This window comes from Rhodococcus sp. NPDC077669 (assembly GCF_040686915.1).
GTDB lineage: Bacteria > Actinomycetota > Actinomycetes > Mycobacteriales > Mycobacteriaceae > Rhodococcoides > Rhodococcoides fascians.
This window is the reverse complement of sequence record NZ_JBFBMD010000005.1, coordinates 213957-237019: the sequence shown is the minus strand read 5'-3', so window position 1 is coordinate 237019 and position 23063 is coordinate 213957. Positions and strand designations below refer to the sequence as shown.

Annotated in this window: 25 protein-coding genes and 1 tRNA gene; 11 read left to right on the top strand and 15 right to left on the bottom strand. The window is 62.7% G+C overall.

Annotated features, from left to right (window positions below):
• Positions 1-47: 47 nt before the first annotated feature.
• Complete coding sequence (gene rfbC, locus AB0P23_RS08935) at positions 48-629, bottom strand: dTDP-4-dehydrorhamnose 3,5-epimerase (protein WP_032401115.1); 582 nt, start codon at positions 627-629, stop codon at positions 48-50.
• A complete protein-coding gene (gene rfbA / locus AB0P23_RS08930) occupies positions 626-1498 on the bottom strand; it encodes a glucose-1-phosphate thymidylyltransferase RfbA (RefSeq protein WP_032401116.1) in 873 nt (290 codons plus the stop codon). Before rfbA ends, rfbC begins: the two co-directional genes overlap by 4 nt.
• A gap of 147 nt (positions 1499-1645) precedes the next feature.
• Between rfbA and AB0P23_RS08925 the strand changes: the two genes are divergently transcribed.
• Positions 1646-2164 carry a maleylpyruvate isomerase family mycothiol-dependent enzyme gene (locus AB0P23_RS08925; RefSeq protein WP_052061661.1) on the top strand — a complete coding sequence of 173 codons (519 nt, stop codon included), beginning with the start codon at positions 1646-1648 and terminating at the stop codon, positions 2162-2164.
• Between the two features lie 15 nt (positions 2165-2179).
• Here the strand turns inward: AB0P23_RS08925 and AB0P23_RS08920 are convergent, their stop codons facing one another.
• From AB0P23_RS08920 to AB0P23_RS08910, 3 genes are read right to left on the bottom strand one after another with little or no spacing between them, the layout of a single operon-like run.
• Positions 2180-2536, bottom strand: coding sequence for a hypothetical protein (locus AB0P23_RS08920; RefSeq protein WP_032401165.1), 357 nt, complete (start codon positions 2534-2536; stop codon positions 2180-2182).
• Positions 2533-3741, bottom strand: coding sequence for a hypothetical protein (locus AB0P23_RS08915; protein WP_363797296.1), 1209 nt, complete (start codon positions 3739-3741; stop codon positions 2533-2535). Before AB0P23_RS08915 ends, AB0P23_RS08920 begins: the two co-directional genes overlap by 4 nt.
• A complete protein-coding gene (locus AB0P23_RS08910) occupies positions 3738-4385 on the bottom strand; it encodes a hypothetical protein (protein WP_155288752.1) in 648 nt (215 codons plus the stop codon). Before AB0P23_RS08910 ends, AB0P23_RS08915 begins: the two co-directional genes overlap by 4 nt.
• A 219-nt stretch (positions 4386-4604) precedes the next feature.
• Here AB0P23_RS08910 and rfbB point away from each other — a divergent pair, with 219 nt between their 5' ends.
• Entirely contained in the window at positions 4605-5612 is a 1008-nt protein-coding gene (gene rfbB, locus AB0P23_RS08905; RefSeq protein ID WP_032401118.1) for a dTDP-glucose 4,6-dehydratase, read from the top strand.
• A 101-nt stretch (positions 5613-5713) separates the two neighbouring features.
• Here rfbB and AB0P23_RS08900 read toward each other — a convergent pair whose 3' ends face one another.
• Positions 5714-6073, bottom strand: a complete 360-nt coding sequence (locus tag AB0P23_RS08900) for a hypothetical protein (protein ID WP_363797294.1) — start codon at positions 6071-6073, stop codon at positions 5714-5716.
• Between the two features lie 196 nt (positions 6074-6269).
• Between AB0P23_RS08900 and AB0P23_RS08895 the strand changes: the two genes are divergently transcribed.
• The 4 genes from AB0P23_RS08895 to AB0P23_RS08880 all read left to right on the top strand — a co-directional run bounded on the left by AB0P23_RS08895 (position 6270) and on the right by AB0P23_RS08880 (position 11921).
• Entirely contained in the window at positions 6270-7271 is a 1002-nt protein-coding gene (locus AB0P23_RS08895) for a glycosyltransferase family 2 protein (protein ID WP_052061674.1), read from the top strand.
• Positions 7268-7699 carry a GtrA family protein gene (locus AB0P23_RS08890; protein ID WP_230593544.1) on the top strand — a complete coding sequence of 144 codons (432 nt, stop codon included), beginning with the start codon at positions 7268-7270 and terminating at the stop codon, positions 7697-7699. Before AB0P23_RS08895 ends, AB0P23_RS08890 begins: the two co-directional genes overlap by 4 nt.
• Entirely contained in the window at positions 7696-9963 is a 2268-nt protein-coding gene (locus AB0P23_RS08885) for a hypothetical protein (protein WP_052061664.1), read from the top strand. The genes AB0P23_RS08890 and AB0P23_RS08885 overlap by 4 nt, the downstream gene beginning before the upstream one ends.
• Before the next feature lie 74 nt (positions 9964-10037).
• Positions 10038-11921: a glycosyltransferase gene (locus tag AB0P23_RS08880; protein ID WP_052061665.1), complete on the top strand. Its 1884-nt coding sequence runs from the start codon at positions 10038-10040 to the stop codon at positions 11919-11921.
• Here AB0P23_RS08880 and AB0P23_RS08875 read toward each other — a convergent pair whose 3' ends face one another.
• The 5 genes from AB0P23_RS08875 to AB0P23_RS08855 all read right to left on the bottom strand — a co-directional run bounded on the left by AB0P23_RS08875 (position 11922) and on the right by AB0P23_RS08855 (position 16068).
• Positions 11922-12785, bottom strand: coding sequence for a TylF/MycF/NovP-related O-methyltransferase (locus tag AB0P23_RS08875; RefSeq protein WP_032401120.1), 864 nt, complete (start codon positions 12783-12785; stop codon positions 11922-11924).
• 39 nt (positions 12786-12824) lie between these two features.
• Entirely contained in the window at positions 12825-13739 is a 915-nt protein-coding gene (locus tag AB0P23_RS08870; RefSeq protein ID WP_032401121.1) for a glycosyltransferase family 2 protein, read from the bottom strand.
• Positions 13720-14532, bottom strand: coding sequence for an ABC transporter ATP-binding protein (locus AB0P23_RS08865; protein ID WP_176458595.1), 813 nt, complete (start codon positions 14530-14532; stop codon positions 13720-13722). Before AB0P23_RS08865 ends, AB0P23_RS08870 begins: the two co-directional genes overlap by 20 nt.
• 16 nt (positions 14533-14548) lie before the next feature.
• Entirely contained in the window at positions 14549-15385 is an 837-nt protein-coding gene (locus AB0P23_RS08860; RefSeq protein ID WP_167328462.1) for an ABC transporter permease, read from the bottom strand.
• Between the two features lie 104 nt (positions 15386-15489).
• The gene (locus AB0P23_RS08855) at positions 15490-16068 is read right to left on the bottom strand and encodes a bacterial proteasome activator family protein (RefSeq protein ID WP_027494774.1); all 579 of its coding nucleotides are present in this window, start codon (positions 16066-16068) and stop codon (positions 15490-15492) included.
• A gap of 175 nt (positions 16069-16243) precedes the next feature.
• Between AB0P23_RS08855 and AB0P23_RS08850 the strand changes: the two genes are divergently transcribed.
• Positions 16244-17449: a cysteine desulfurase-like protein gene (locus tag AB0P23_RS08850; RefSeq protein ID WP_032366782.1), complete on the top strand. Its 1206-nt coding sequence runs from the start codon at positions 16244-16246 to the stop codon at positions 17447-17449.
• Positions 17450-17522: 73 nt separating this feature from the next.
• On the opposite strand, the gene AB0P23_RS08845 is transcribed toward AB0P23_RS08850, so the two are convergent.
• Together AB0P23_RS08845 and mgrA are read right to left on the bottom strand one after the other, a co-directional pair.
• A complete protein-coding gene (locus tag AB0P23_RS08845) occupies positions 17523-18512 on the bottom strand; it encodes an NAD(P)H-quinone oxidoreductase (protein ID WP_032366525.1) in 990 nt (329 codons plus the stop codon).
• 34 nt (positions 18513-18546) lie between these two features.
• Positions 18547-19581 (bottom strand): L-glyceraldehyde 3-phosphate reductase, encoded by a 1035-nt coding sequence (gene mgrA / locus AB0P23_RS08840; RefSeq protein ID WP_032366524.1) that lies wholly within the window; start codon positions 19579-19581, stop codon positions 18547-18549.
• 146 nt (positions 19582-19727) lie between these two features.
• On the opposite strand from mgrA, the gene AB0P23_RS08835 reads away from it, so the two are divergent.
• From AB0P23_RS08835 to AB0P23_RS08820, 4 genes are all read left to right on the top strand, one after another.
• The gene (locus AB0P23_RS08835; RefSeq protein WP_230593545.1) at positions 19728-20171 is read left to right on the top strand and encodes a MarR family transcriptional regulator; all 444 of its coding nucleotides are present in this window, start codon (positions 19728-19730) and stop codon (positions 20169-20171) included.
• 58 nt (positions 20172-20229) lie between these two features.
• A tRNA-Ser gene (locus AB0P23_RS08830) sits at positions 20230-20319 on the top strand.
• Positions 20320-20433: 114 nt separating this feature from the next.
• Positions 20434-21246, top strand: coding sequence for a formate/nitrite transporter family protein (locus AB0P23_RS08825; protein WP_283541745.1), 813 nt, complete (start codon positions 20434-20436; stop codon positions 21244-21246).
• A gap of 30 nt (positions 21247-21276) precedes the next feature.
• Positions 21277-21669 carry a DUF4288 domain-containing protein gene (locus AB0P23_RS08820; RefSeq protein ID WP_363797289.1) on the top strand — a complete coding sequence of 131 codons (393 nt, stop codon included), beginning with the start codon at positions 21277-21279 and terminating at the stop codon, positions 21667-21669.
• On the opposite strand, the gene AB0P23_RS08815 is transcribed toward AB0P23_RS08820, so the two are convergent.
• On the bottom strand, positions 21670-22590 hold the full coding sequence (locus AB0P23_RS08815; RefSeq protein ID WP_363797287.1) for a pseudouridine synthase: 921 nt from the start codon (positions 22588-22590) through the stop codon (positions 21670-21672).
• A 78-nt stretch (positions 22591-22668) separates the two neighbouring features.
• Positions 22669-23028, bottom strand: coding sequence for an excalibur calcium-binding domain-containing protein (locus AB0P23_RS08810; RefSeq protein WP_363797286.1), 360 nt, complete (start codon positions 23026-23028; stop codon positions 22669-22671).
• Between the last annotated feature and the right edge of the window lie 35 nt (positions 23029-23063).

Below are 23063 nucleotides of genomic sequence, written 5' to 3'. Positions count from 1 at the left end.
TTGGGGCGACGCCGCACGGCCGCGGTGTCGCCCCAGCAACGACTTACTCAGAAGGTGGGCAGGTTTCCTGCTTCGAGGGCTTCGGTGAGGGTGGGGGCGGCTTTGTCTTTGGCGGAGAGCTCGTAGGTGAGAGGCGATCCGTCGCGGCCGGTGGTGGGCCAGTCGATGCCCAGGGCGGGGTCGAGGGGGTTGATGTCGCGGTCCAGTGCCGGGGTGTATTCGAGGCCGCACAGGTACATGACGGTGGAGTTGTCTTCCAACGACAAGATGGCGTGCCCGAGGCCTTCGGAGAGGAACACTGCTCTGCGGTCGATGTCGTCGATCAGCACGCTGTCCCATTGCCCGAACGTCGGGGAGCCGACGCGCAGGTCGACGATGACGTCGAGGAACGCTCCGCGGGCGCAGGTGACGTATTTCGCTTGCCCGGGTGGGTTGGTGGTGAAGTGGATTCCGCGCAGCACTCCGGCGGCGGAGACCGAGCAGTTCGCCTGCTTCAGGTCCAACGCTCGCCCGGTCGTTTCGGCGAAGAGGCTCGCTTTGAACCATTCGAAGAACACGCCGCGGTCGTCACCGAACTGGCGTGGGGTGTATTCGTAGGCGCCGGATATTTTCAGTTCACGGAAGGTCATCGGTTTCCTCGGTCGATCAGGTCGAGCAGGTAGCGGCCGTAGCCGGATTTGACGAGTTTCTCGGCGCGGGCGCGCAGTTCGTCGTCGGTGATGAATCCGCGTCGCCAGGCGACTTCTTCGGGGGACCCGATCTTGAGTCCTTGGCGTTGTTCGATGGTGCGCACGTAGTTGGAGGCGTCGAGGAGGGAGTCGAAGGTGCCGGTGTCGAGCCAGGCGGTGCCGCGGGGGAGGACTTCGACCTGGAGGCGGCCGGCGTCGAGGTAGTGGCGGTTGACGTCGGTGATCTCGTATTCGCCGCGGGCGGAGGGGGCGAGGTCGCGGGCGATGGCGATGACGTCGTTGTCGTAGAAGTACAGGCCCGGGACTGCGTAGTTCGATTTCGGGGCGGTGGGTTTTTCTTCCAACGACACGGCTTTGCGGTTCGCATCGAATTCGATGACGCCGTAGGCGGTGGGGTCGGAGACCTCGTAGGCGAAGACGGCTCCGCCGTCGATGGTGTCGAAGCGTGAGAGTTGGGTGCCCAGGCCGGGGCCGTAGAAGATGTTGTCGCCGAGCACCAGGGCGGCGGAGTCGGTGCCGATGTGTTCGGCTCCCAGGACGAAGGCTTGGGCGAGGCCGTTGGGTTCGTGTTGGACCTTGTAGGTCAGGGAGATGCCGAATTGGGAGCCGTCGCCGAGCAGTCGTGCGAATTGGTCGGCGTCCTGGGGTGTGGTGATGATGAGGATCTCGCGGATGCCGGCGAGGATCAGGGTCGAGAGGGGGTAGTAGATCATCGGTTTGTCGTAGACCGGGACCAGCTGTTTGCTCACTCCCATCGTGATCGGATGAAGCCGTGAGCCCGTGCCGCCCGCCAGAATGATTCCCCGCATGAGCCCGAAGTCTTCCAGACCCTCCGATCACCCGCTCGGTCGTGCACCTTCGTTTCCGGCGCGCGAGGTGGCAACTGCCCATAGACTCCGGCCAGCCCTGCCCCGTTCCGACGGAACCGCCCGTCGACCGAACAAGGGACAAGCCACGTGACGACGAGTAGCCAGATCGCCACCGGTGCCACTCAGATCACCGAATTGATGGCCGGAATGACCGACGCCGAACGCGCGTCGGCCACGCCCTGCACGGAGTGGACAGTCGCTGACCTGACGGACCACCTGGTGCACACCGCGGCCAACCTGGTGACGATGGCGCGAGGTGGGGAGATCGACTGGTCGGCCGCACCCGAGCCCTCCTCGGATCCGGTTCCGCTGTGGACCGCCCGGACCCGCGAACTGCTGACCGAGCTCTACGCAGGTTCACCGCTGCCGGCCGGCATGGTCGCTGCTGAACTTTCGGTGCACGCGTGGGACCTTGCGACCGCGCTCGGGCGCGGTACCGACGACTTCGACCAGACCGTGGCGGAGGAGGGGATGGTGTTCATGTCGGCCAATATGACCGATGAGCGCAGGGGTGGTGCCTTCGATCCCGAGCAGCCTGCACCCGACGGAGCAAACGCGTACGAGCGCATCGCGGCTTTTGCCGGGCGCACTGTTCGACGGTCCTGACACGTCCAGCGGCACTCACTCCCACGGGATTCGATAGGGCTGAGACAGGGCGTCGGTCGTCGATGTCGGCCATTCCGACGGCCACACGATCAGCGGATCGGCTGTGAGCTCGTCCACCTCCGGAGGCAGCGGATTCGCGTCCACCTGGATTCGTTCCCAACAGCATTCACCCGACGCGACGCGGCGTGCGTAGTGGATCAGGTCGGCCGACGCTCGCGGTGAGGACGCCACGCGGGCCAGTAGTTCCGTTGTGACGGTCCGGGTTTTCAGGTCTGCGTTCGAGGCGCATGTACGCATGGCTTCGAGCTCTCCGCAGGATGCCATCAGTCGGTCGTAGGCAGCGCGGGCGTGCGGAGGCAGGGACTCGATCATGCGTCCCTCCATGGTTCGTCGCCGGTGCCGACGGAGAAGTCCTCGTCCGGTGTGTCGAGTACCGGTCGGATATCCGCGGTCTTGCCCGCTTCGACGGCTTGCTTGCCGTAGTCGAGGAGGTCGTTCAGCGGTCGCAGTGTGTCGTCGATCTTCTGGCCCACCTGGCCTTCGGGGTCGCCGAGCGCGTCGAGGAACCCGCCGAAGTCGTCGACCACCTGCTCGATCTTCACAATGAGATCCTTGGTCAGATCCATTGCCGTCAAGCATATTTCGATGATGCTCTCCACCTGCCATGCAGTGCCGACCACCGGCACTTTCTTGAGCACGACCTTCAGCGCACCGCGGGCGTTGTCGAGGGCCACTTCGGACTCGAGCAATTCGACGATCTTGCGGACCACTGCCAGCGCTGCGCCACGAAGTTGCTCGGCGATGGCTGTACAGATTGCGGCGATCGTTCGGCCGGCATGCCCTTCCCATCGCATTGCGGCGAGTTGTCGGTCGGCATAGTCGGTGAATGCCTGTGCGGCTGCACCGTTCCAGTGACCGTCGACGCGGCGTACTCCTGCAGCCAACGACTCGGCTGCGGCTTCCATGGCGTCGCCCGCAATCTGGTACGCCTGACCGATTCGACGGATTTCGTTCCAGTTGCCGGTGACAGGAATGGTCGCTTCGCGTAGCGGACTCCACCCGGAGAGTTCGAAGATCGTTCGGTCGATCTCGCCGAGCCACTCGGAGGCATCGGCGAGCACGTCGCGGATGTCGTCGATGGCGGGATTGGTTGGAGGATAATCGATTCCGTGAGGATGACCGTAGTCAGCGGCACCGTCGAATTCGTCTACATGCCCGGCCGCGGCGTGATCCGAACTCCCGCGGTCGCTGCCGGGTAGCGGTGGCACAGATGTGTGGGCGTTGAGCAGGTCGTAATTCTTTCGGTCTTGATCGGCATACAACCAGGCAGCTTTGTTCAGCTCGGCCCCCATCTCGCCGCAGTTGGCCGACAGGTGAACGTGTCGGGTGCGGGTCATCTCTTGGAAGCGCGCGATATACGGACGCAGCTTCTTCAGAATCTCTCCGACCACGTTCTCGCCGAGGCCGGCGTTGTCGAGCAAGTAGTGGTGACTGGCCAGGGTATCGGCACCGATGCGATCGAGAAGATTACCGAGGCCGGCGATTTCGGATGTTTTTGCCGCGAGCTGTTCGGTCATTCCGTCGAGCTCTTCCGTAGTGAGGAGATGAGGCCTTCGACGTCTTCGTCGGTCAGTGCGTTCTCGACATCACGGTCGGCAAGCACGACGAAGACCGCGACCTCTGCGGTGGCGAAACCGGTAGTCGTGACGACGTCGAATGTCGCGCGGGGAGGAGGGCAGTACGGCGAATCCGGTATGTCTTCCACCAGGGCTGTGTAGTGGACAGCCGGAGCTCCGTCGATCTGCAGATACTTGGGGTCCCCGATCCGAACGGTGGGTTCGAGAGAACCATCTTCGTTGGTGAAGATCATCGACGCTTTCTGCACCTCTCGATAGGCGAGGACAGTCAAGTCACCGGCACGACGACCGGTCATTCCGCTGATTGCCGAAGACTCGAACTCACCGCCTTCGCAATCGAATCGTCCGTGGAGACCCATTGCGCCGTATGTTGCGGTCGATCCGTCCTCGCCGACCCACTCCGAGAATCCGTCGTTCCAATTCTCCCAGTCAGCCGGAATGTCGTAAGTCCAGCCGAATTTGGTGGCGATGGGCTGCGGCTGCCCGTCGGGCACCTCGATTTGCGGTGGCGGGCGTTCCATCGACGGAAAACCCGGCGGCAATGGCGGCGGCACTGTCGTCGAGCCCGTGGGTCTGGGTGACACCGGTGGTAGAGTCCGTACACCCTCGTACGGTTCCGGTATTTGCGGAGCCAGCTGCGGAATTGCCCACATGAACCCGAACAGCAGCGTTATCAGTGCCGCGAGACGGACAAGAATTTTTCCCAGACCCATTGACGTACTCCCCCCGAAGTCGAACAGAAGCTAGCACGCGCGCCCGACAAGAACGGCCCACACGAGCATCCCCCGGTAAAGTGCCTGTTCATGAGAATTCTCGTCACGGGTGGGGCCGGGTTCATCGGCGCGAACTTCGTACATCAGACCCTCGCGCAGCGCCCCGACTCCCAGGTCACCGTGCTCGACAAGCTCACCTACGCCGGCAACAAGGCCTCTCTGGACCCCGTCGCCGATCGCATCGACTTCGTGCACGGCGACATCGCCGACGCCGATCTCGTCGACCGCCTCGTCCGCGAAACCGATCTCGTCGTCCACTTCGCCGCCGAATCCCACAACGACAACTCGTTGACCGACCCGTGGCCGTTCGTCCACACCAACGTCATCGGAACCACCACCCTGCTCAACGCGGTCCGCGAACACGACGTCCGCTACCACCACATCTCCACCGACGAGGTCTACGGCGACCTCGAACTCGACGATCCGGCGAGATTCACCGAATCGACCCCGTACAACCCGTCGAGCCCGTACTCGTCGACCAAGGCGTCGAGTGATCTGCTGGTCCGCGCGTGGACCCGCTCGTTCGGGGTCCGTTCCACCATCTCGAACTGCTCCAACAACTACGGCCCGTATCAGCACGTGGAGAAGTTCATCCCGCGTCAGATCACCAACATCCTCAGCGGCTCACGCCCCAAGCTCTACGGTGCAGGGCAGAACGTGCGCGACTGGATCCACGTCGACGACCACAACAGCGCCGTCTGGGCCATCATCGACGGCGGCCGCATCGGCGAGACCTACCTCATCGGAGCCGACGGCGAAGCGAACAACCGCACCGTCCTCGAAGCGATCCTCGAAGAAACCGGCAACGCACCCGACGCATTCGACTTCGTCACCGACCGCCCCGGCCACGATCTGCGCTACGCCATCGACTCCACCAAGCTCCGCACCGAATTGGGTTGGACACCAACCTATGTCGACTTCCGAGCAGGATTGAAAGCGACCGTCGACTGGTACCGCGACAACGAGCAGTGGTGGCGACCGCAGAAGGACGCCACCGAAAAAGTCTATGCAACAAAAGAATCGATCATCAGCCTGTGAAACTGTTACGCAGCTGTGGTCGAAGGTGTATGTGGCTTCGTGTGAGGACCAAAGTCACGCCGTTGCTCAGGAGCAGGGTTTCCGCCTACTCATGACTCATCTCAGCTGCCGATCGTCGTGATGTACCCGATCGTCACCAGTGCCACGGTCATCGAGTCAAGGGACTTGCCGACCGGGTGTCCGATGCTGACTGCGCCGTGGCAGCAAGTTGCTTCTCCTGAACCTCGTCGAGGTCGAGTATCGATGTCACATAAGTTTTTTCGACAAGCGCGGCCAGGGCGCTCGTCCGCTGCGGCGGGTTCGGTGAGGCGGTCGATCACCGATGCGCGTTCGCCGGGGTCGACCAGGGTGCGCTTGTAGCGGAACAACCCCACACTCTCTTTCCACGACGTCGCGACGATCCCGACTCGGTTGGCTTCTTCGACATGGAAACGGTAGACGTTCCCGGCTTGCGCAGCCACGTCCGCACCGAAACACCCAAGGCGTCGGATGCCGCACTCAACTCGGTGCCGGTGAGAGCGTGATCTGTCTCGAACTTCGATGTCGACCGGAACGATGCGGCGGGTTGAGCTCGCTGTGCGAAACTGGATGGGTTCAGCCGCTCGGCGGCCTATACCTGCACGCGGTCGCCGAAGTCCGCGTCGATTTGGAGTGACTGTGCTGTTGTCCGTCGTGGTCCCGTGTTACAACGAGGAAGACGTCCTGTCCGATCTGGCCGAGAAGCTGTTCACGGTGCTCGGCGACGAGGGACCCGAGCTCGAGATCGTTCTCGTCAACGACGGCAGCAGCGACACAACGGTCTCGATCATGCGGCGCTTAAGCGAACAGAACGAGCGCATCCGTTATGTCTCGTTCAGTCGCAACTTCGGCAAAGAATCTGCGATGCTGGCGGGCCTCGTATATGCGACCGGTGATGCAGTCGTGATCATGGACGCGGATCTCCAACACCCGCCCGAACTCATCCTGGATATGTTGCGCCTGCACGGGGACGGCTATGACCAGGTGGTAGCTCGACGCACTCGGACAGGTGACTCGGTGGGCCGCACCTTCGCGGCAAAGATGTACTACCGGGCCGTCAACCGTTTGGTCGATGTGGACATGCAGGACGGCGCTGGAGACTTCCGCTTGTTGAGTCGTCGTGCTGTTGACGCGCTGCTTCAGCTGGGTGAATACAACCGATTCTCGAAGGGGCTGTTTTCGTGGATCGGCTTTCCGAGCGCGACGGTCGATTACGAGAATGTCTCACGTCAAGGCGGCGGTGCCAGCAAGTGGTCTTTCCGTAGATTGGTGAACTACGGGATCGACGGGATCATGTCGTTCAACAACGCGCCCGTACGACTGGCGATTTACATCGGTGCCGCAGTGATGACTCTCGGTCTGGCTTACGTACTTTTCCTTGTGATCGCTGCAATTGTCGCGGGCGTTGTCGTGCCCGGCTACGTCACCCTGGTTGCCGCGATCATTGGCCTCGGGGGGCTGCAGTTGATGTTCCTCGGGGTGATCGGTGAGTACGTGGGCCGAATCTACTACGAGACCAAGCAACGTCCCCACTTCCTCGTAGCTGAAACGGAAAGCGATCGCGGTCCAGCGCGCACAGTCAACCGCACACGTGACCAGAAGCATCGAGCCCGCCCTCAGAGTGGCGATGATTTTTCGTGACCGAACCGATGAACAAGCCAAAACCCGACAGGTCTTCACAGCTCCGCCACTTGATAAGGTTCGCGATTGTGGGAGTCGCGAATACCTCTGTCTATTACGGCAGTTATCTAATGCTCCGGCTGGCCGTTCCCTACCTTGCCGCGCACTTGATCGCAATAGTTATCGCCATGATCGGTTCATTCTTTCTCAACTGCTACTGGACCTTCAAGACGCCTCCCACCTGGCGAAAGTTCATCTTGTTCCCGCTCGGTAATCTGACCAACTATGTGATCACCACGGTCGGAGTCGTTCTGCTCGTGGGCGGGTTGAACATGGACGAGCGTGTGGCACCCCTCGTAGCCGCGGTTGCTGCAATTCCTTTCACATTCGTGTTGTCGAAAAAAATTCTCACGCGTGAGCGCCCGACCGCCACTGTGAAAGTCCGATGACAACCACTGACCTGTCCACGAGAGCGATCAGCAGCGGTCCGGTTCGTAGGGGTAGACGAGTTCCAGACGCGCTGATGGTGGCGACTGTGTTCGTCACCGTTCTCGCGTTGTCGGTAGTTCCGCAGTGGCGGGGCACGCTGTTCTATTACGTCGGCGATCAGTACGAGCAGTTCGCACCCTTGTGGCACGTCTTCGGAACCCAATTGCGCGGTGGTAGTTGGATTTCGATGGACCCCGCAGGTTGGATGGGCGGCAACTACGCGGCTGAAGCGCTACTGGGTATCTGGAACCCGGTCAATTTGGCGAACTTCGTCGTCGTCTCGTTCTTCGACAACCTTTCGCTCGCAGCATTTGTCGTTGCCGCCGAAATGATCGCCATTCTGGGGACCGGCGTCTATCTTCTCGCGCGGTCGTATGGAGCCAGCCGTGCCCCCGCCTTCCTGGTGGCGGTTGCGCTGCCGGTTTCCGGACTGACGTTGTGGTACGAGGCGGCAGGTTGGCCGGCTGGACTCGCGGCTTTCACGTGGGTGACGCATTTCTGGTGGTCGTCACGCAGATTCGCCCGGGGTCGATCTACGGCGATACTCCCGTTCGTATTCGGCTTCCTGGCCATGACGGCAGGCAACCCCTACGCGCCGGTGGGAATGGTGGTCGTGCTCGGCGCACTGGGCATCGAGCTGCTGGTCCGGCGTCGATACGAACGGCTCGTGCTACTCGTCGTGATGGGACTGTGCGTCGGTGCGGTCGCACTGATGGTCTTCCTGCCGCTGCTGGGGTCCAGCTCAGTTACCAACCGACAGACCCTGGCTGCCATAGCCAATGACACCTTTCTGGTGCCTGACCTGGGTGACATCGTCGCGGGCAGCTCAGCCACCTACCTTCCCTCGATGAGCAACTGGGGTGGAGAGCGGCTCGAAAGTGTTCCATCGACATACTTCGCTTGGTTCTTTTTACCGCTCCTGCCGTGGTTGAGGTGGGGGGCGCTGCGACGACGATTTGTCGGCGCTTCAAGTTTGTTCGTCGTGGGTTCGTTCTATTTGATTGCTTGCCTCGCTCCCTCGAATGTGTGGCTGTTTCGGTGGCCATTTCGACTGGTCGAGTATCTTTATTTGGCGGTGGCCATGGCGTTCGCGGTCGCCTTGTCCCGCGGCATTGCACGCGACCAGATCCGTCGTCGGATCCTCTTGACGGTCGGTGTCGTCCTGTTCGGTGGTTATCTGGCGTGGGCGGTGCGTCCGGACCTGGCGTCGACGCACCTGATCGCTGTGATCGTCACCCTCGCGCTGATGGCAGTGGCGGTCACTGCATGCCGCCGTCGGGAACTGACGGCTTTGGCAGGCGTCGGTCTGATCGGAACCCTGTCGATCTTGTTCCTTCAGACTTCGGTATTTCCTTCTGCCGCGAGCCCGTTGCCGTCGGCAGAACCTGCATCTGCATCGCCGCCGAATGGTGGAGCGCCGGCGTTCCTGCTTTCTGAACTTCGCCTGGGCTCGCAGGCCTATCAAGGCACTGTTCTGCAACTGGCGGAGCGCAGCACAGTCACTACGGAGGACACCCGAACCGGCAAGCTTCTGTTCGGTAATGTTCCGCGCGCATCCGGTGCTCAGACGGTGGCCAGCTATACGGGGATGGGATTCGACGCCTTCGCGGACGCTCTCTGTATGGACTACAGAGGTGCCGTCTGCTCGGATGCCTACGACCGTCTCTTCGCACCGGCATCAGCGTCGATCGACGCCCCGTTGATCGACGTCATGGGTGTTTCCACACTCGTCTTGCAGCGGTCCCTGTTGCCCGAGGCGACAGCCGGCCAACCACCTGCCGGCTGGGGGATGGCAGCGTCGGATGAGGCGCGGGTTGTATGGGTGCGCGAAAACCCGCTCATGGAAGGTTCTGGCCACGCGACGTGGTGGTCGCCTGCGATGGAGGTCGAAACAGTCAGCAGCAGCGAGGCTGTCGAGCGAGTTCGTTTCGAGGGTTCCGTGCCCGGCAGCATTTACTTCGCACGTCTCGCGTGGCCTGGATATACGGCTACGGTCGACGGGACGCCTGTGGCAGTCACAGAGGGCCCGGCTGGCCTTCTGGGTGTAGAGGTCGCTGCCGGCGGTGGAGTCCTCGAAGTGAGCTACGCGTCGCCGGGACTGGCTGTGGGTCGCGCGGCCGCTGCTGGGGCGTTTGCCGTGATTCTTGTGATCTCGATGGTCAGCGCCATACTGGGTCGTCGCCGCGCCAAAGCGCGCTTAGACCGAGTGGTCGACTTCGGTTGATATCGTGACACGCGTCGTGCAATCGTGCCCGACAAGCGCGGTGTGACGCCACATCGCGAACTCGTAGGAGACTAATGAGCGATTTCGTCGATGCCAAGACCGAGGCACCTGACCTAGCCGCGATCCGCGACAGGCTTGTCGAGCACACTGCGCCAGCTCGTTTCGTAGTTCAGCGTGGGACATTCGCGGGCCCGTCTTCGCGCGTGTCCGACGATCTTTACGCGTCGATCGAAACTGGCGATGTGCATCGTCGGCGCTTCGACGTCACCCTGGCGCAAGGTGCGACGGTAAACACGGACACCTACTTCGGTCGATTTGCAGCCAGCTACTTCCAAAGGTGGACGACCGTCGAGACCGTCGAGGTGGCATTCGATCACGACGGCGGCGGCGAGGTCCGTCTTCGCGCGTCGGACTCGGGTGGTAACGAACGGACTGTGTCGACTGTGCGAGTGTCCGGGTCTGGCCGCCAGTCACTGACATCGACCGTCGACACCTTTCTCGACGGTGGTTTCCTGTGGATCGAGATCGCAGCAGTCGACGACAGTCTCACCGTCTCGAATGTCGAGTGGACTGTCGCCGCCCCCGCTGTGATTCGACCGGCAGCAGTTGCAATTTGCACGTTCAATCGGGCCGACGACTGCGCCGAGACACTCAGTGCGCTTGCGGGGGACGAGGTACTTCTTGCTGGGCTAGACGCCATCTTCGTGGTGGACCAGGGTACTGATCCGGTGTCGAGTCGACGCCTTTTCGCGGACGTGCGTGAAGCCCTCGGCGACAAACTGGTATACATTCGGCAGAGCAATTTGGGCGGCGCAGGCGGCTTCACGCGCGGCATGTTCGAGGTCACCGCGATAAACGAGCACGCCAACGTCATCTTGATGGACGACGACATACTGTGCGAGCCCGAAAGCATTCTGCGGATGAACGCATTCGCCAACGTGACGGCCGAACCGATCTTGGTCGGGGCACAAATGTTGTACCTGATGAACCCGCAAAACTTGCACGTGAGCGGCGAGGAAGCCGACCTGTCGAAGCTGAAAGCCGGTCGTTGGTCTGCCAATTCGATCCACGACGCCGATCTGACGAAGAAGCGCCAGAATCGTCGAGTGGACGCGGGCTACAACGCTTGGTGGTCATGCCTCATACCTGCCGAAGTCATATCGGCGATCGGTCTGCCTTTGCCCATGTTCTTTCAATGGGACGATATCGAGTTCGGCATACGCGCCCGGGCCAACGGATTTGCAACGGCCACGCTTCCCAATGCCGGAGTCTGGCACGCCGATTTTCACTGGAAGGATCGCGATGACTGGTCGCGATACTTCAGCGTACGAAACTCGCTGATTACTGCCGCGCTCCACAGTGATTTCGATGTGAAATCGCTCAGCATCATGCTCGGGCGCGAGATCACGCAATTTGCTGTTTCGATGCAGTACGGGTTGGCGCACACGGCACTCAAGGGCATCGAGGACTTTCTGTCGGGACCGTCGATCTTGGAGGACGGTGGGCGGACAGTGCTAGGTGAGATCCGAGAACTTCGGAGTCGGCATCCGGAAACGGTCAAGCATCCTGCGTCTGCGATCCCGGATGTACGGTCATCCGACCTAATGACGATTCCTGCAGGCTTTGCACCGAAAAACAAGCTCATCGATCTGGTTCTGGCGAAGCGAATCAAGAATCAGTTTCAAGGCCGTTTGCGACGAGAACTGGCGTTCATCTCTGCAGCGGATGCGCATTGGTGGCATGTATCGCTTTTCGACAGGGCCGTAGTGGCCGATGCCTCGCAGTCCGGAGTGCGGGTTCGGCGCAGTGACAAACTGGCCGCACGAGAGGTTGCCAACCGCACGGCGACGGTCCTGCGTCGGCTCAGGGCGGAGGGACCTGACGTCCAGGCTCGATTCCGCGCCGCCGTCCCGCAGCTGACGAGCCGCGAGAACTGGGCTCGTCTCTACGGGCAGTAGCTAGTTCGTGCGGAACTTGGGTGCCGTGCGAATCCGTACGACGACCTGTTCGTTGTCGGCGGTGTACCCGAGGTAGTCGAATTCGGTGCCGGTGCGTGCGACGAATTCCGTCCACGCCCGGTACTCGTGGTTGCGCCAGCCGGGGAAGTTGAAGTACTCGTCGAACACGATGACGGTGCCCACTGCGAGTCGATCGGCCACGAGGTCCAGCACGGTGACCGTCGACGAGTACAGGTCGGCGTCGAGGTGCAGGAAAGCCAACTTCTCGTGGTGGCCCTTCAGGAAGCCCGGCAGAGAATCCTCGAACAGCCCCGGGACGATCTGTGCGCCGGGCACTTCGGGGATCGTGTCCTGCTCGAAGAGTCCCTTCGGAAAGCCCGTACGCCAGGTCTCGGGTAGGCCGGAGAACACGTCGAATCCGGCGACGACGGTGATGTCCTTACGCGACGCCAATTCCTCGGCGATGATCTCGAGCGTCGTCCCGCTGGCCACTCCGAACTCGAGCGCCATGCCGCGGATGGAGATCTCACCGAGGGCGAATCGCAGCGTGGCGTGCGGCCGCAGGAAGGTCGGGGCCTCCGGCATCATCTCTTCGGCGAATTCTGCGCTCTGGGCGGCGGCTTCGACGTCGGAGGCGTACGGAATGTCGCGACGCATCCGCATCTCGAGACCGCGAATGAAGGCGTGCAAATCGTCGATCTCACGTCGTTGACGTTCGAGGACGTCGAGCAATTTCGCTTGCTGATCGCTGGTCTGCTCGGCCAGCTGCGCGGTCTGCTGCGCCAGAACCTCACCGATTGCTCGTTGAAGTTTTTCTCGAGCCGACGACTTGATGCGATCCGCGAGCTTCCGAGGTTCCGTCATGGGCACACGGTAGCCGGTGAGGGCGCGTTCGCAAACATGTCAGGGCTTACGAAAGTGCTCTCGACGGCCGAGTCCGCGCAACCGGAACCACTCCGCCAGACCGCGAGGATTCCTGGTGGTGATCAAGAAGAACCAGGTGAAGCGAATCCACTCCTGCGGCAACAGCTTTCGCATACCAGGCTGCGACATCAGGTAACCGCGGTTGCGGTAGGTGAAGTACCGCTTGGTTGCATCCTCCGGGTACTGCGTGTGCATCCGTCCACCGAGGATCGGCTTGAACTCCTCGGCCCCGTTGGGGTGGACGTACGCGGCGGTGAGACACGTTCCGAACTTCAGGCCCGAGCGCTGCAATCGGCGGTGTACTTCCACCTCGTCGCCGCGCACGAACAGTCGCAGATCCGGCACGCCGACCGCATCGATCGTCGACGCTTTGAACAAGGCACCGTTGAACAACGACGCGATGCCTTCGAGCAGATCGTCGTCCGGATTCTCCGGGTCGATCAACTCCGAGCGAAGACGACGCCACTCGACGCCGCGTCGCAACGGGAACGCCAAACGATCCGGATCCTCGATGTCACAGACGACCGGCGAGACCTCGTCCAGACCGTGCGCGAGCGCGCAGTCGTAGAGGGTCTCGAGCACCTTCGGGCCCTCGGGGCGGCCGTCGTCGTCGGCGAGAAACACCCAATCCGCGCCGAGCGAGAGGGCGTACAGAATGCCGAGAGCGAATCCGCCTGCGCCGCCCAGGTTGTGCTGCGAGCCGAGGTACGTCGTCGGTAGGGCCGTCGACTCCACCAACTCACGCACAGCAGGCTCGTTCGCATTGTCGACGACGACCAGATGATCGAGCGGACGCGTCTGGGCACCGATGACGTCCAACGACAGAGACAACAACTCCCGCCGCTTGTGCGTGACGATGACCCCGACAATCTTGTCAGGCACCGGTTTGCCCATCAGGTCCGTCTTCCCGCTCGATCTCTTTCAGGATCTGCGCGACGTGGTCTCCGGCGTCGTCGCCGTCGTATGCCCGCACTACGTCCTCGATGCCGCCCTGCTGGCGAATCTGGCCGTGATCGATCCACATCGCGGTATCGCACAACTGAGCCAGGAATTCGTTGGAGTGGCTGGCGAACACCAGGATTCCCGAGCGCTTCACCAACTCCTGCAGCCGGTGCCGGGCCTTCTTCATGAACTCCGCGTCGACAGCCCCGATGCCCTCGTCGAGCAGCAGGATCTCCGGGTCGATGCTGGTGACGACGCCCATCGCGACGCGCACCCGCATACCTGTGGAGTAGGTGCGCAGCGGCATGTCGAGGTAGTCGCCGAGTTCGGTGAAGTCGGCTATCTCGTCCATCTTCGCGAGCATCTGCTTGCGCGTCTGACCGAGGAACAGGCCGCGGATGATGATGTTCTCGTAACCGGAGATCTCCGGGTCCATACCGACGCCCAGATCGAACACCGGCGCGACGCGGCCGCGGATGGTGGCGCTGCCACGCGTCGGCTCGTAGATGCCCGAGAGCAGCCGCAGCAGCGTCGACTTGCCCGCGCCGTTGTGACCCACCAGGCCGACGCGATCGCCGTCCTTCAGGTTCATCGTGATGTTCTTGAGAGCTTCGACGACGACGACGTCGGAGGAGTTCCGGTCGATGGCACCGCCGGCTTTGCCGAGGAACGCCTTCTTCAAGGACCGCGTCTTGGCGTCGAAGATCGGGAAGTCGACGCATGCGTCATGAGTACTGATGCTGATGGACAACTGCTGACCCCTAAACCCAGTAGGGCACGCGGGCCCGGTACTTCTTGAGAGCGACGATGGCCAGCGCCCACCCGACGACGGTGAACCCGAGCACGATGTACCAGTGGTACGCCTGCTGGTCCTCGCCGATCAGAGGGGCCCGGATGATGTCCAGGTAGTGGAACAGCGGGTTGATCTCGACGAGCTTCGCGCGATTCGCGGCCTCGCCGCCCATCTGCTGTAGGCCCGAGGTGGTCCACACGATCGGCGTCATGAAGAACATCAGCGTGACGAAGCTGCCGAGGATCGGGGCGATGTCGCGGTAGCGGGTGGCGATGATACCGAAGAGGATCGACACCCACACGGCGTTGAGCAGAATCAGGACCAGCGCCGGGATCGCGAAGATCACGGTCCAGTGCAGTCCGCCGGGCGGCCAGAAAATCGCGATGATGATCACGTAGATCAGCAGGTTGTGGCCGAGCAGCAGGAGCTGACGCCACACCAACCGATAGACGTGCACGCTGAGCGCACTGGGCAGCTGCTTGATCAGGCCCTCGTTGGCGACGAAGACGTCTCCGCCTTCGAGGATCGCGGCGCTGATCAGGCCCCACACGATCAGCCCGACGGTCACGTGCGGCAGGAACTCGCGCAGATCGATGTTCAGGAGCACCGAATACAGCAGGCCCATGGCGATGGCCTGGACGCCGGTGGCGATGGTGATCCAGAACGGGCCGATCACCGACCGTCGATAGCGCTGCTTGATGTCCTGCCAGCCGAGATGCAGCCACAGCTCACGCTGGTTGAAACCGGTCCGCAGATCGCCGAACGCGCGCCGATAAGTCTGTGAGTCCGAAACCGGAGCAGGCATCTGTTCTCCTGCCTCGCTCTCGGGATCCTTCGCTGGTGCCGACACGACGGTCGACACTACCTGCAATCGACCATGCAGCTCATTTTGCGAGCGTGTGTGTGGTGTTACAGGTACTGGCCGGTACCGCTGCCGTGGCCGCCGCCCGGTGTGGGCATGACACCGGGAGGCAATGCGCCCTGACGCATCTGCTCGAGCTGGGCCCGTGCGGCCATCTGCTGAGCGAACAGTGCCGTCTGGATGCCGTGGAACAGTCCTTCGAGCCAGCCGACGAGCTGAGCTTGCGCGATCCGCAGTTCGGCGTCGGTGGGCACGACGTCGTCGCCGAACGGCAGCACCAGACGCTCGAGCTCGTCGCGCAGCTCCGGGGCCAAGCCCTGCTCGAGCTCCTGGATGGACGATTTGTGGATTTCCTTGAGCCGATTGCGGCTGGCGTCGTCGAGAGGTGCTGCGCGCACTTCTTCGAGCAGTTGCTTGATCATCGTGCCGATGCGCATCACCTTGGCGGGCTGTTCCACCATCTCCGAGAGGTCCGATCCGTCGGACGACTCCTCGTTGGCCGCCGAACCGGAAGCGCGGGCCGCGGCAGCGGTGGCTTCTTCGCGGCTCAGTGCGAGTGGCTCTCCGTTGGGGCCGATCACGACGACGTGATCGCCGGGTGCATTGTTCGACTCGGATTGCGTCATGCATCCATCTTTACGCGTCGCCTGCCGTTGCGCGATCGACAGGGGCGATTATCCTGGTTCGGTCGTTCGCAACCGGGGTGTCAGGAGGATCGAAGCGTGCGTTGTTGGCTGCCTTTCCCTGGGGAAACAGGACGTGAAACACACCCTCGGCGGGTCGGCGCTTAGAGTGTCCGGCATGGGGTACGACGTCGCACGGGTCAGAGGGTCCATTCCCTCCCTCGGCGACGGGTGGATTCATTTGGACCCTCAGCTGGGAATGCTGATTCCGGATCGCGTGTCGACGGCCGTCTCCACGGCGTTCCGGCACAGTGCGTCCAATCATTCGGCCGGCAACATCGCCGCCAAGCGGAGTGCTGCTCTGCTCGAATCCGCCCGCGTCGCAATCGCAGATCTGGTCGGTGCCTATCCGTCCGGGGTGGTCATCGGACCGGATCGGGCGACGCTGCTGTCGTGGCTCGCCGATTCTCTGAGCTCCCGGCTCGGGCTGGGAACCGGTTTGGTGCTCTCGCGTCTGGACGAGGAAGCCAACGTTGCGCCGTGGCTGCGGGTCGCCAGCCGAACCGGCGCACACGTGCGCTGGGCCGAGGTCGAGATCGATACGTGCGAGCTGCCCACGTGGCAGTTCGAGGAACTCATCACCTCCACCACCCGGCTCGTGGCGGTCACCGCGGCGTCGCCGATCGTGGGTAGCGCTCCCGACGTTCGCGTCGCGGCCGATCTGGTCCACGAGGTCGGTGGACTCATCGTCGTCGATGCCGCTGGAGCAGCCCCCTACGCACACGTCGACATCAAGGAACTCGGAGCCGACGTCGTCGCGATCGACGCGGCCGCGTGGGGTGGGCCGTCGGTGGGTGCGCTGATCTTCCGCGATCCGACACTGCTCGACCAGTTGCCGTCGATGTCGCTGAACCCGTCGGCGAAGGGGCCCGAGCGGCTCGAGGTCAGTGGTCATCAGTACGCGCTGCTGGCCGGTGTCGTGTCGTCCATCGACTACCTGGCCAACCTCGACGACGCAGCCACCGGCACTCGCCGTGAGCGGCTCGAACTGTCGATCGGGTCGCTGCAGCACTATCAGGATCGGCTCTTCGAGCATCTGATGGCTGCGCTCGCCACCCTCGATCACGTCATGGTGCTCGGCACTGCGCCCACGCGTATCCCGACCGTCAGCTTCACCGTCGACGGTATGCCCGCGGTGAAGGTGTCCGAGCAACTCGCGCAGGCTCGAATCGGCAGCGTCAGCGGGGTCCACGGTGGCAGTCGTCTGCTCGACGCCCTGGGCGTCAACGACGAAGGTGGTGCCGTCACCATCGGACTCGCTCCCTACACCACCCGGTACGAGATCGATCAGCTCGTGAAAGCTCTCGCTGCGCTCGCCCTGTGAGAGCGGCTGCGCCGCACGTGCACGGAACTTCGTAGCCCACTACGAAGTTCCACTCACGACCCTTGGACGCACATCACTGCACGCGCAGGATGACCTTCCCGATCGTCTCGGCGTCATCGAGCATTCGATGCCCTTGTGCTGCTTCGGTTATCGGGATTTCGGCATGCACGACGGCGGTGACCCGGCCCTCGGAGATCATCGGCCACAGGTGTGCGGTCATGTCGGCGACGATGTCGGCTTTGCTCGACGGTCCGGTCTCGGGGCGTCCACGCAATCCGGCCGCGTGTACCGAGCCGCGCTTGGCGATGAGCTTGCCGAAGTTCAGCTCACCCTTCACGCCGCCCTGCATTCCGATGGTGACGACGGTGCCGTCCATGGCGAGCGCGTCGAGGTTTCGGTCGAGGTATTTAGCGCCCATGTTGTCCAGGATCAGGTCGGCTCCGTGATCGTTTGTCTGTGAACGGATTTCGGTGACGAAGTCTTGGTTCTTGTAGTCGATGAGGATGTCGGCGCCGAGGTCCGCGCACATGTCCAGCTTGTACTTGGATCCGGCGGTCACGGCGACGGTGACGCCCATCTGTTTCGCGACCTGGATTGCGTGCGTACCGATTCCGCTGCCGCCGCCGTGGATCAGCAGTACTTGGCCCGAACGCATGTGCGCATCCATCACCAGGTTGGACCACACCGTGGACGCGACCTCCGGAAGTGCTGCTGCCACATGGAGATCGAGGCCCGCAGGGATCGGGAACAGCTGGGTGGCAGGCACGGCGACCTGCTCGGCGTACCCGCCACCTGCCAGAAGCGCGCAGACCCTGTCGCCGACGTTCCAACCGCTGACGCCGTCACCGAGCTCGGAAATGATTCCCGAGCACTCGAGACCGAGGATCTCGCTGGCACCCGGGGGCGGCGGGTAGTTGCCCTGACGCTGCATCAGATCGGCACGGTTGACGGCGGTGGCGGAGACGTCGACGATCACCTGTCCGCGGGCCGGTCGTGGATCGGGAACCTCGGTCCACTCCATGACGTCGGGATCGCCGAATTCTTTCAGTGTGATTGCACGCATGCATCCATGATGCGCCACCACTGTCGCAGGCGCTTTACAGGTCCCAGAGGTTGATGCCGAAGTCGCCGGCGTGACTGTCGATCTGTTCGAGTTCGGCGTCGGAGAAATCCAGATTGTCCAGCGCCGCGACGTTGTTCTCGAGCTGCTCGACGCTCGATGCGCCGATCAGTACCGACGTCACTCGCCGGTCGCGCAGCGCCCAACTCAGCGCGAGCTGAGCCAGTGACTGACCGCGGGCCGACGCGATGTCGTTCAGTGCGCGAAGGTGCCCGATGTGGTCGTCGGTGAGCCAGTCCGGGTTCAGTGACTTGCCTTGTGCTGCTCGCGAATCCGCGGGAATGCCGTCGAGGTACTTGTCGGTGAGCATGCCTTGGGCGAGGGGAGAGAATGCAATGACGCCTGCGCCGATCGCGTCGAGTGTGCCCAGTAGTTCGGGTTCGATCCACCGGTTGACCATCGAGTAGCTGGGCTGATGGATCAGCAGCGGAACACCGGCGTCGGCGAGCAGATCCGCCATCTTCTGCGTGCCCTCGGGCTTGTACGAGCTGATGCCCGCGTACAGGGCCTTCCCCTGCTGGACAGCGCTGATCAGCGCGCCGGCTGTCTCTTCGATGGGGGTGTCGTGGTCGGGGCGGTGGCTGTAGAAGATGTCGACGTGGTCGAGTCGCATACGCGTCAACGACTGGTCGAGTGAGGACAGCAGGTACTTGCGGGAGCCACCGAAGCCGTATGGGCCGGGCCACATGTCCCATCCCGCTTTGCTGGAGATGATCAGTTCGTCGCGGTACCCGGCGAAGTCCTCGGAGAAGATGCGGCCGAAGTTCTTCTCGGCGCTTCCGTACGGCGGACCGTAGTTGTTCGCCAAGTCGAAATGGTTGATTCCCAGATCGAAGGCGCGACGGAGAATCGCGCGCTGCTTCATCAGTGGAACGTCGTCGCCGAAGTTGTGCCACAGGCCCAGCGACACAGCCGGCAGTACCGGCCCACGCGATCCCACTCGGCGATACGACATGGATTCGTAGCGATCGGCGGCGGCAACGTACGGAGGGTCGATGTAGGGATCTGTCATAACTCGACCCTAGGTCGCATCGGCGAATCGGGCCCCGAACCACGGCAAGCTACTCGTGAGTAGATTTCCTGCCTAAGATGACTCGCGTGACGGCCGAATTAGCCATTGGTCCCGGGGGGGACCCGCAGTGGCTCGACACTGCGGAAATGAGAGCTTGGCGTGCCTATGTCGACGGCGGTCAACGATTGATGGAGGTATTGAACAGGGATCTACAGGACAGACACGACCTGTCGATGGCCGAATACCGCATCCTGGTGATGCTGTCCGAGGCGGACGACGGCTCCATCCGCATGAGCGAGTTGGCCGACGGGGTTCTGTCCTCCCGAAGTCGCCTCACCCACCAGATCAGGCGGATGGAAGTCCAGGACATGGTGCGCCGCAGTACCTGCGCGCACGACGGCCGTGGCGTCCTCGCCGTCATCACCGAGGAAGGTCGACGACGACTGACGGAGGCAGCACCCACGCACGTCCGCAGCGTCCGGCAACATCTGGTCGATCTCCTCACCCCGGCCGAACTGGAGGTCCTGGGCGACATCTTCCAGAAAGTGGACGCCGCAATGGACGCATCGGCAACCCGACCCCGACGCTGACAGACCGGCAACGAGGGGCGATTGGGCCGGTGCCGCCCCGGCCGTTAAGATCGCACACGGAAGCGTGGCAGAGCGGCCCAATGCACTCGCCTTGAAAGCGAGAGACGTGTAAAAGCGTCCGGGGGTTCAAATCCCTCCGCTTCCGCCATATGTCGATTGACCGAGCCCGGTCCGCCCGCGAGGGTGGACCGGGTTTGTTCGTTTGCGAAGCAGCGAATTCTCGGCGTGGCATCAATACCGGTTAGGTGGGTACTACCTGCCAATGAGCGAAGAAGCGCGGCGCAACGACGGCGACAACGAGGGGCCTCTGGAAGAAGAGCTCGAGGAGAGTTTCGACGCTGTCGTCACCGAAGGCGAGGAGCGATTGCACCGCACCGTACGCACCGTGCTGATCACCGGACTGTTCGGCGGACTCGAGGTCGCTCTGGGGGTGATGGCGTACCTAGCGGTGCTGGACGAGACCGGCAGTCACCTGCTGGCGGGCCTGGCGTTCGGAATCGGCCTGGTGGCCATCTATCTCGCACACGGTGAGCTGTTCACCGAGGATTTCCTGATGCCGATCGCCGCGATTGTGGCCCGCAACGGCACGCCTGCACAGCTCGCGAAGTTGTGGGTCGGGACGCTGCTCGCGAATCTGCTCGGCGGTTGGTTCGTGATGTGGTTGATCGCGCACGCGTTTCCGCAATGGCTCGAAGTGTTGTCCGAGTCGGCGCATCATTTCGTCTACGCACCCTTGGATCTTCAGTCGATCTGCCTCGCTGTTCTCGGCGGCAGCACGATGACACTGCTGACCCGCATGCAGCAGGGAACCGAATCCGATGTGGCGCGGATCATCGCCGCCATGGCGGCGGGTTTTCTGTTGGCCGGATTGCAGTTGTTCCACTCGGTCCTGGATTCCCTGCTGATCTTCGGGGCCATCCACGCAGGAGCGGATGTGACCTACCGCGAGTGGATCGAATGGTTCGGCTACACAGTGCTGTTCAACATCATCGGCGGCGTCGTGTTGGTCACGGCGCTGCGCTTGGTGCGCACGAAGGAACTCGTGAAGTCCGAGCGTGACCAGAATTCTGAGTAGGGCTCCACGAGAGAAGCTTCTGTGCCCCTGGTGGAAAGCGCGGCGATCCGATCTGTTGCTACCTTCGTCGGTATGAATTCCGCCGAACAGGCCTACTTCGCAATTGCGCTTTTCGAGCTCGGCTCGAATGATGGCACAGGCAAGTATTACCGGGAAGATTTCTATCTGATCCACGCCAATAACGATGTCGCTGCGCAGGGCAAGGTCGAAATGCTCGCGCGCGAGCAGGAGTACGAGGTGGGCTCCGGCGAGGACCGGTCATACGTCCGATTGGTGCGTGTGGTCGATGTGGCTCGCACTCTTCGCGATCTCACCGGTGACGCCGACGATCTGTATTCGCGTCACTTTGCCTCGCTGGAGACGTATTCAGAGTTCGAGATGAAGCTGGGCGGACGCGATCCTCTCGCCCCCGGTCGCGAGTGATCAGCCCTCCGCGGTCTCCCAACGCTCCAGGCTGCGCCGAGTCTCGAAGCGTCGTACAGCTTTCGAGATCGGGTCGATGAATTCGATTGCACTGGAGAGTAATTGGAGGGGTACCGTGAAATCGTCGACGGCTCGGCCGGTAGCCGTCGGGTAGAGGTCGTCACCCAGGATGGGGATGCCCAACGAGTTCATGTGCAGACGTAGCTGATGGGTTCGTCCCGTCGACGGTGTCAGTCGATACCGTCCGATGCTCTCGCGGTGGTCCACGAGTTCGACGACGGTGTGCGCGTTGGGTTCTCCGTCCACCTCGCGTGCAGTGAACTGGCCCTTGTCCGCGACGATTCGACTGCGTACCTCGGTAGGCAGGGTGAGCGACGGTTCGTAGGCCGCGATGGCCTCGTATTCCTTGTGTACCTTCCGATCCTGAAACAACGTCTGATACGCCCCGCGAAGTGTCGGATCGACGACGAACAGCACCAGGCCGGCGGTGACGCGATCGAGTCGATGAGCAGGCACCAGTTGCGGAAGATCGAGTTCGAGGCGCAGGCGCACCAAAGCGGTCTGCAGAATGTGGCCGCCGCGCGGGATCGTCGGCAGAAAGTGCGGTTTGTCGATCACCAATATGACGTCGTCCTGGTGCACGATCGAGATATCGAAGGGCACAACGGTTTCCGTCGGCAGGTCGCGGTGGAACCAGACAGCGTCGCCGGGGACGTACGGCGCATCAGCGGATACAGGCCCGCCCATGTCGACGACCTCACCCGCAGCGAGCATCTCGTCGATGCGTCCCGGCGAGATCCGTTGCTCGGTCGCCGTCAAGAACTCGCGGACGGTGGGCCATGTCCCGTCCTCGGGCATTCGGACGCGCGCGGGGTCGAGGCCGTAGCGCTTCGCCAGGGGCGGTTGCTGGCGTCGTCTCATCGAGCGAGCGTATCCGCCCGCCGAGATCGCACTTGTGCAGACGATCGGCAGCGATTCACCTACACAAGTGCGAACTCGCTACTCGCAGCCGATGCCGTCGTTGTCGCGGTCGAGTTGGGGGCCGTAGCCGTACTCGTCGCGATAGACCGGTGCAGCTCCGGCGTCGCGGGCGGCGTCGCAGTTCTGGTACTGGAACCCACCGTTGGGCCGAGGTGCGGGAGCCGGCGCACCCTGCGGCTGTGGGGCGGGCGCACCCTGAGGTGCGGGCGGGGGAGCGAAAGCAGGCGGCGGCGGAAGGATGCAGAACTGAGCCGAGCCGGCACCGCACAGGAAATCGGTGATCGGATCCGCCGAAGCGAGGGCGGGGGTGGTGACCATGGCTGCCGCAGCGATCGCGCTTCCGATGCCGATTCTGACCAGCAGGCTCTTCGTCTTCATGTTGCTCCAATTCGAGGGGGTGCGATGGAGCTTCC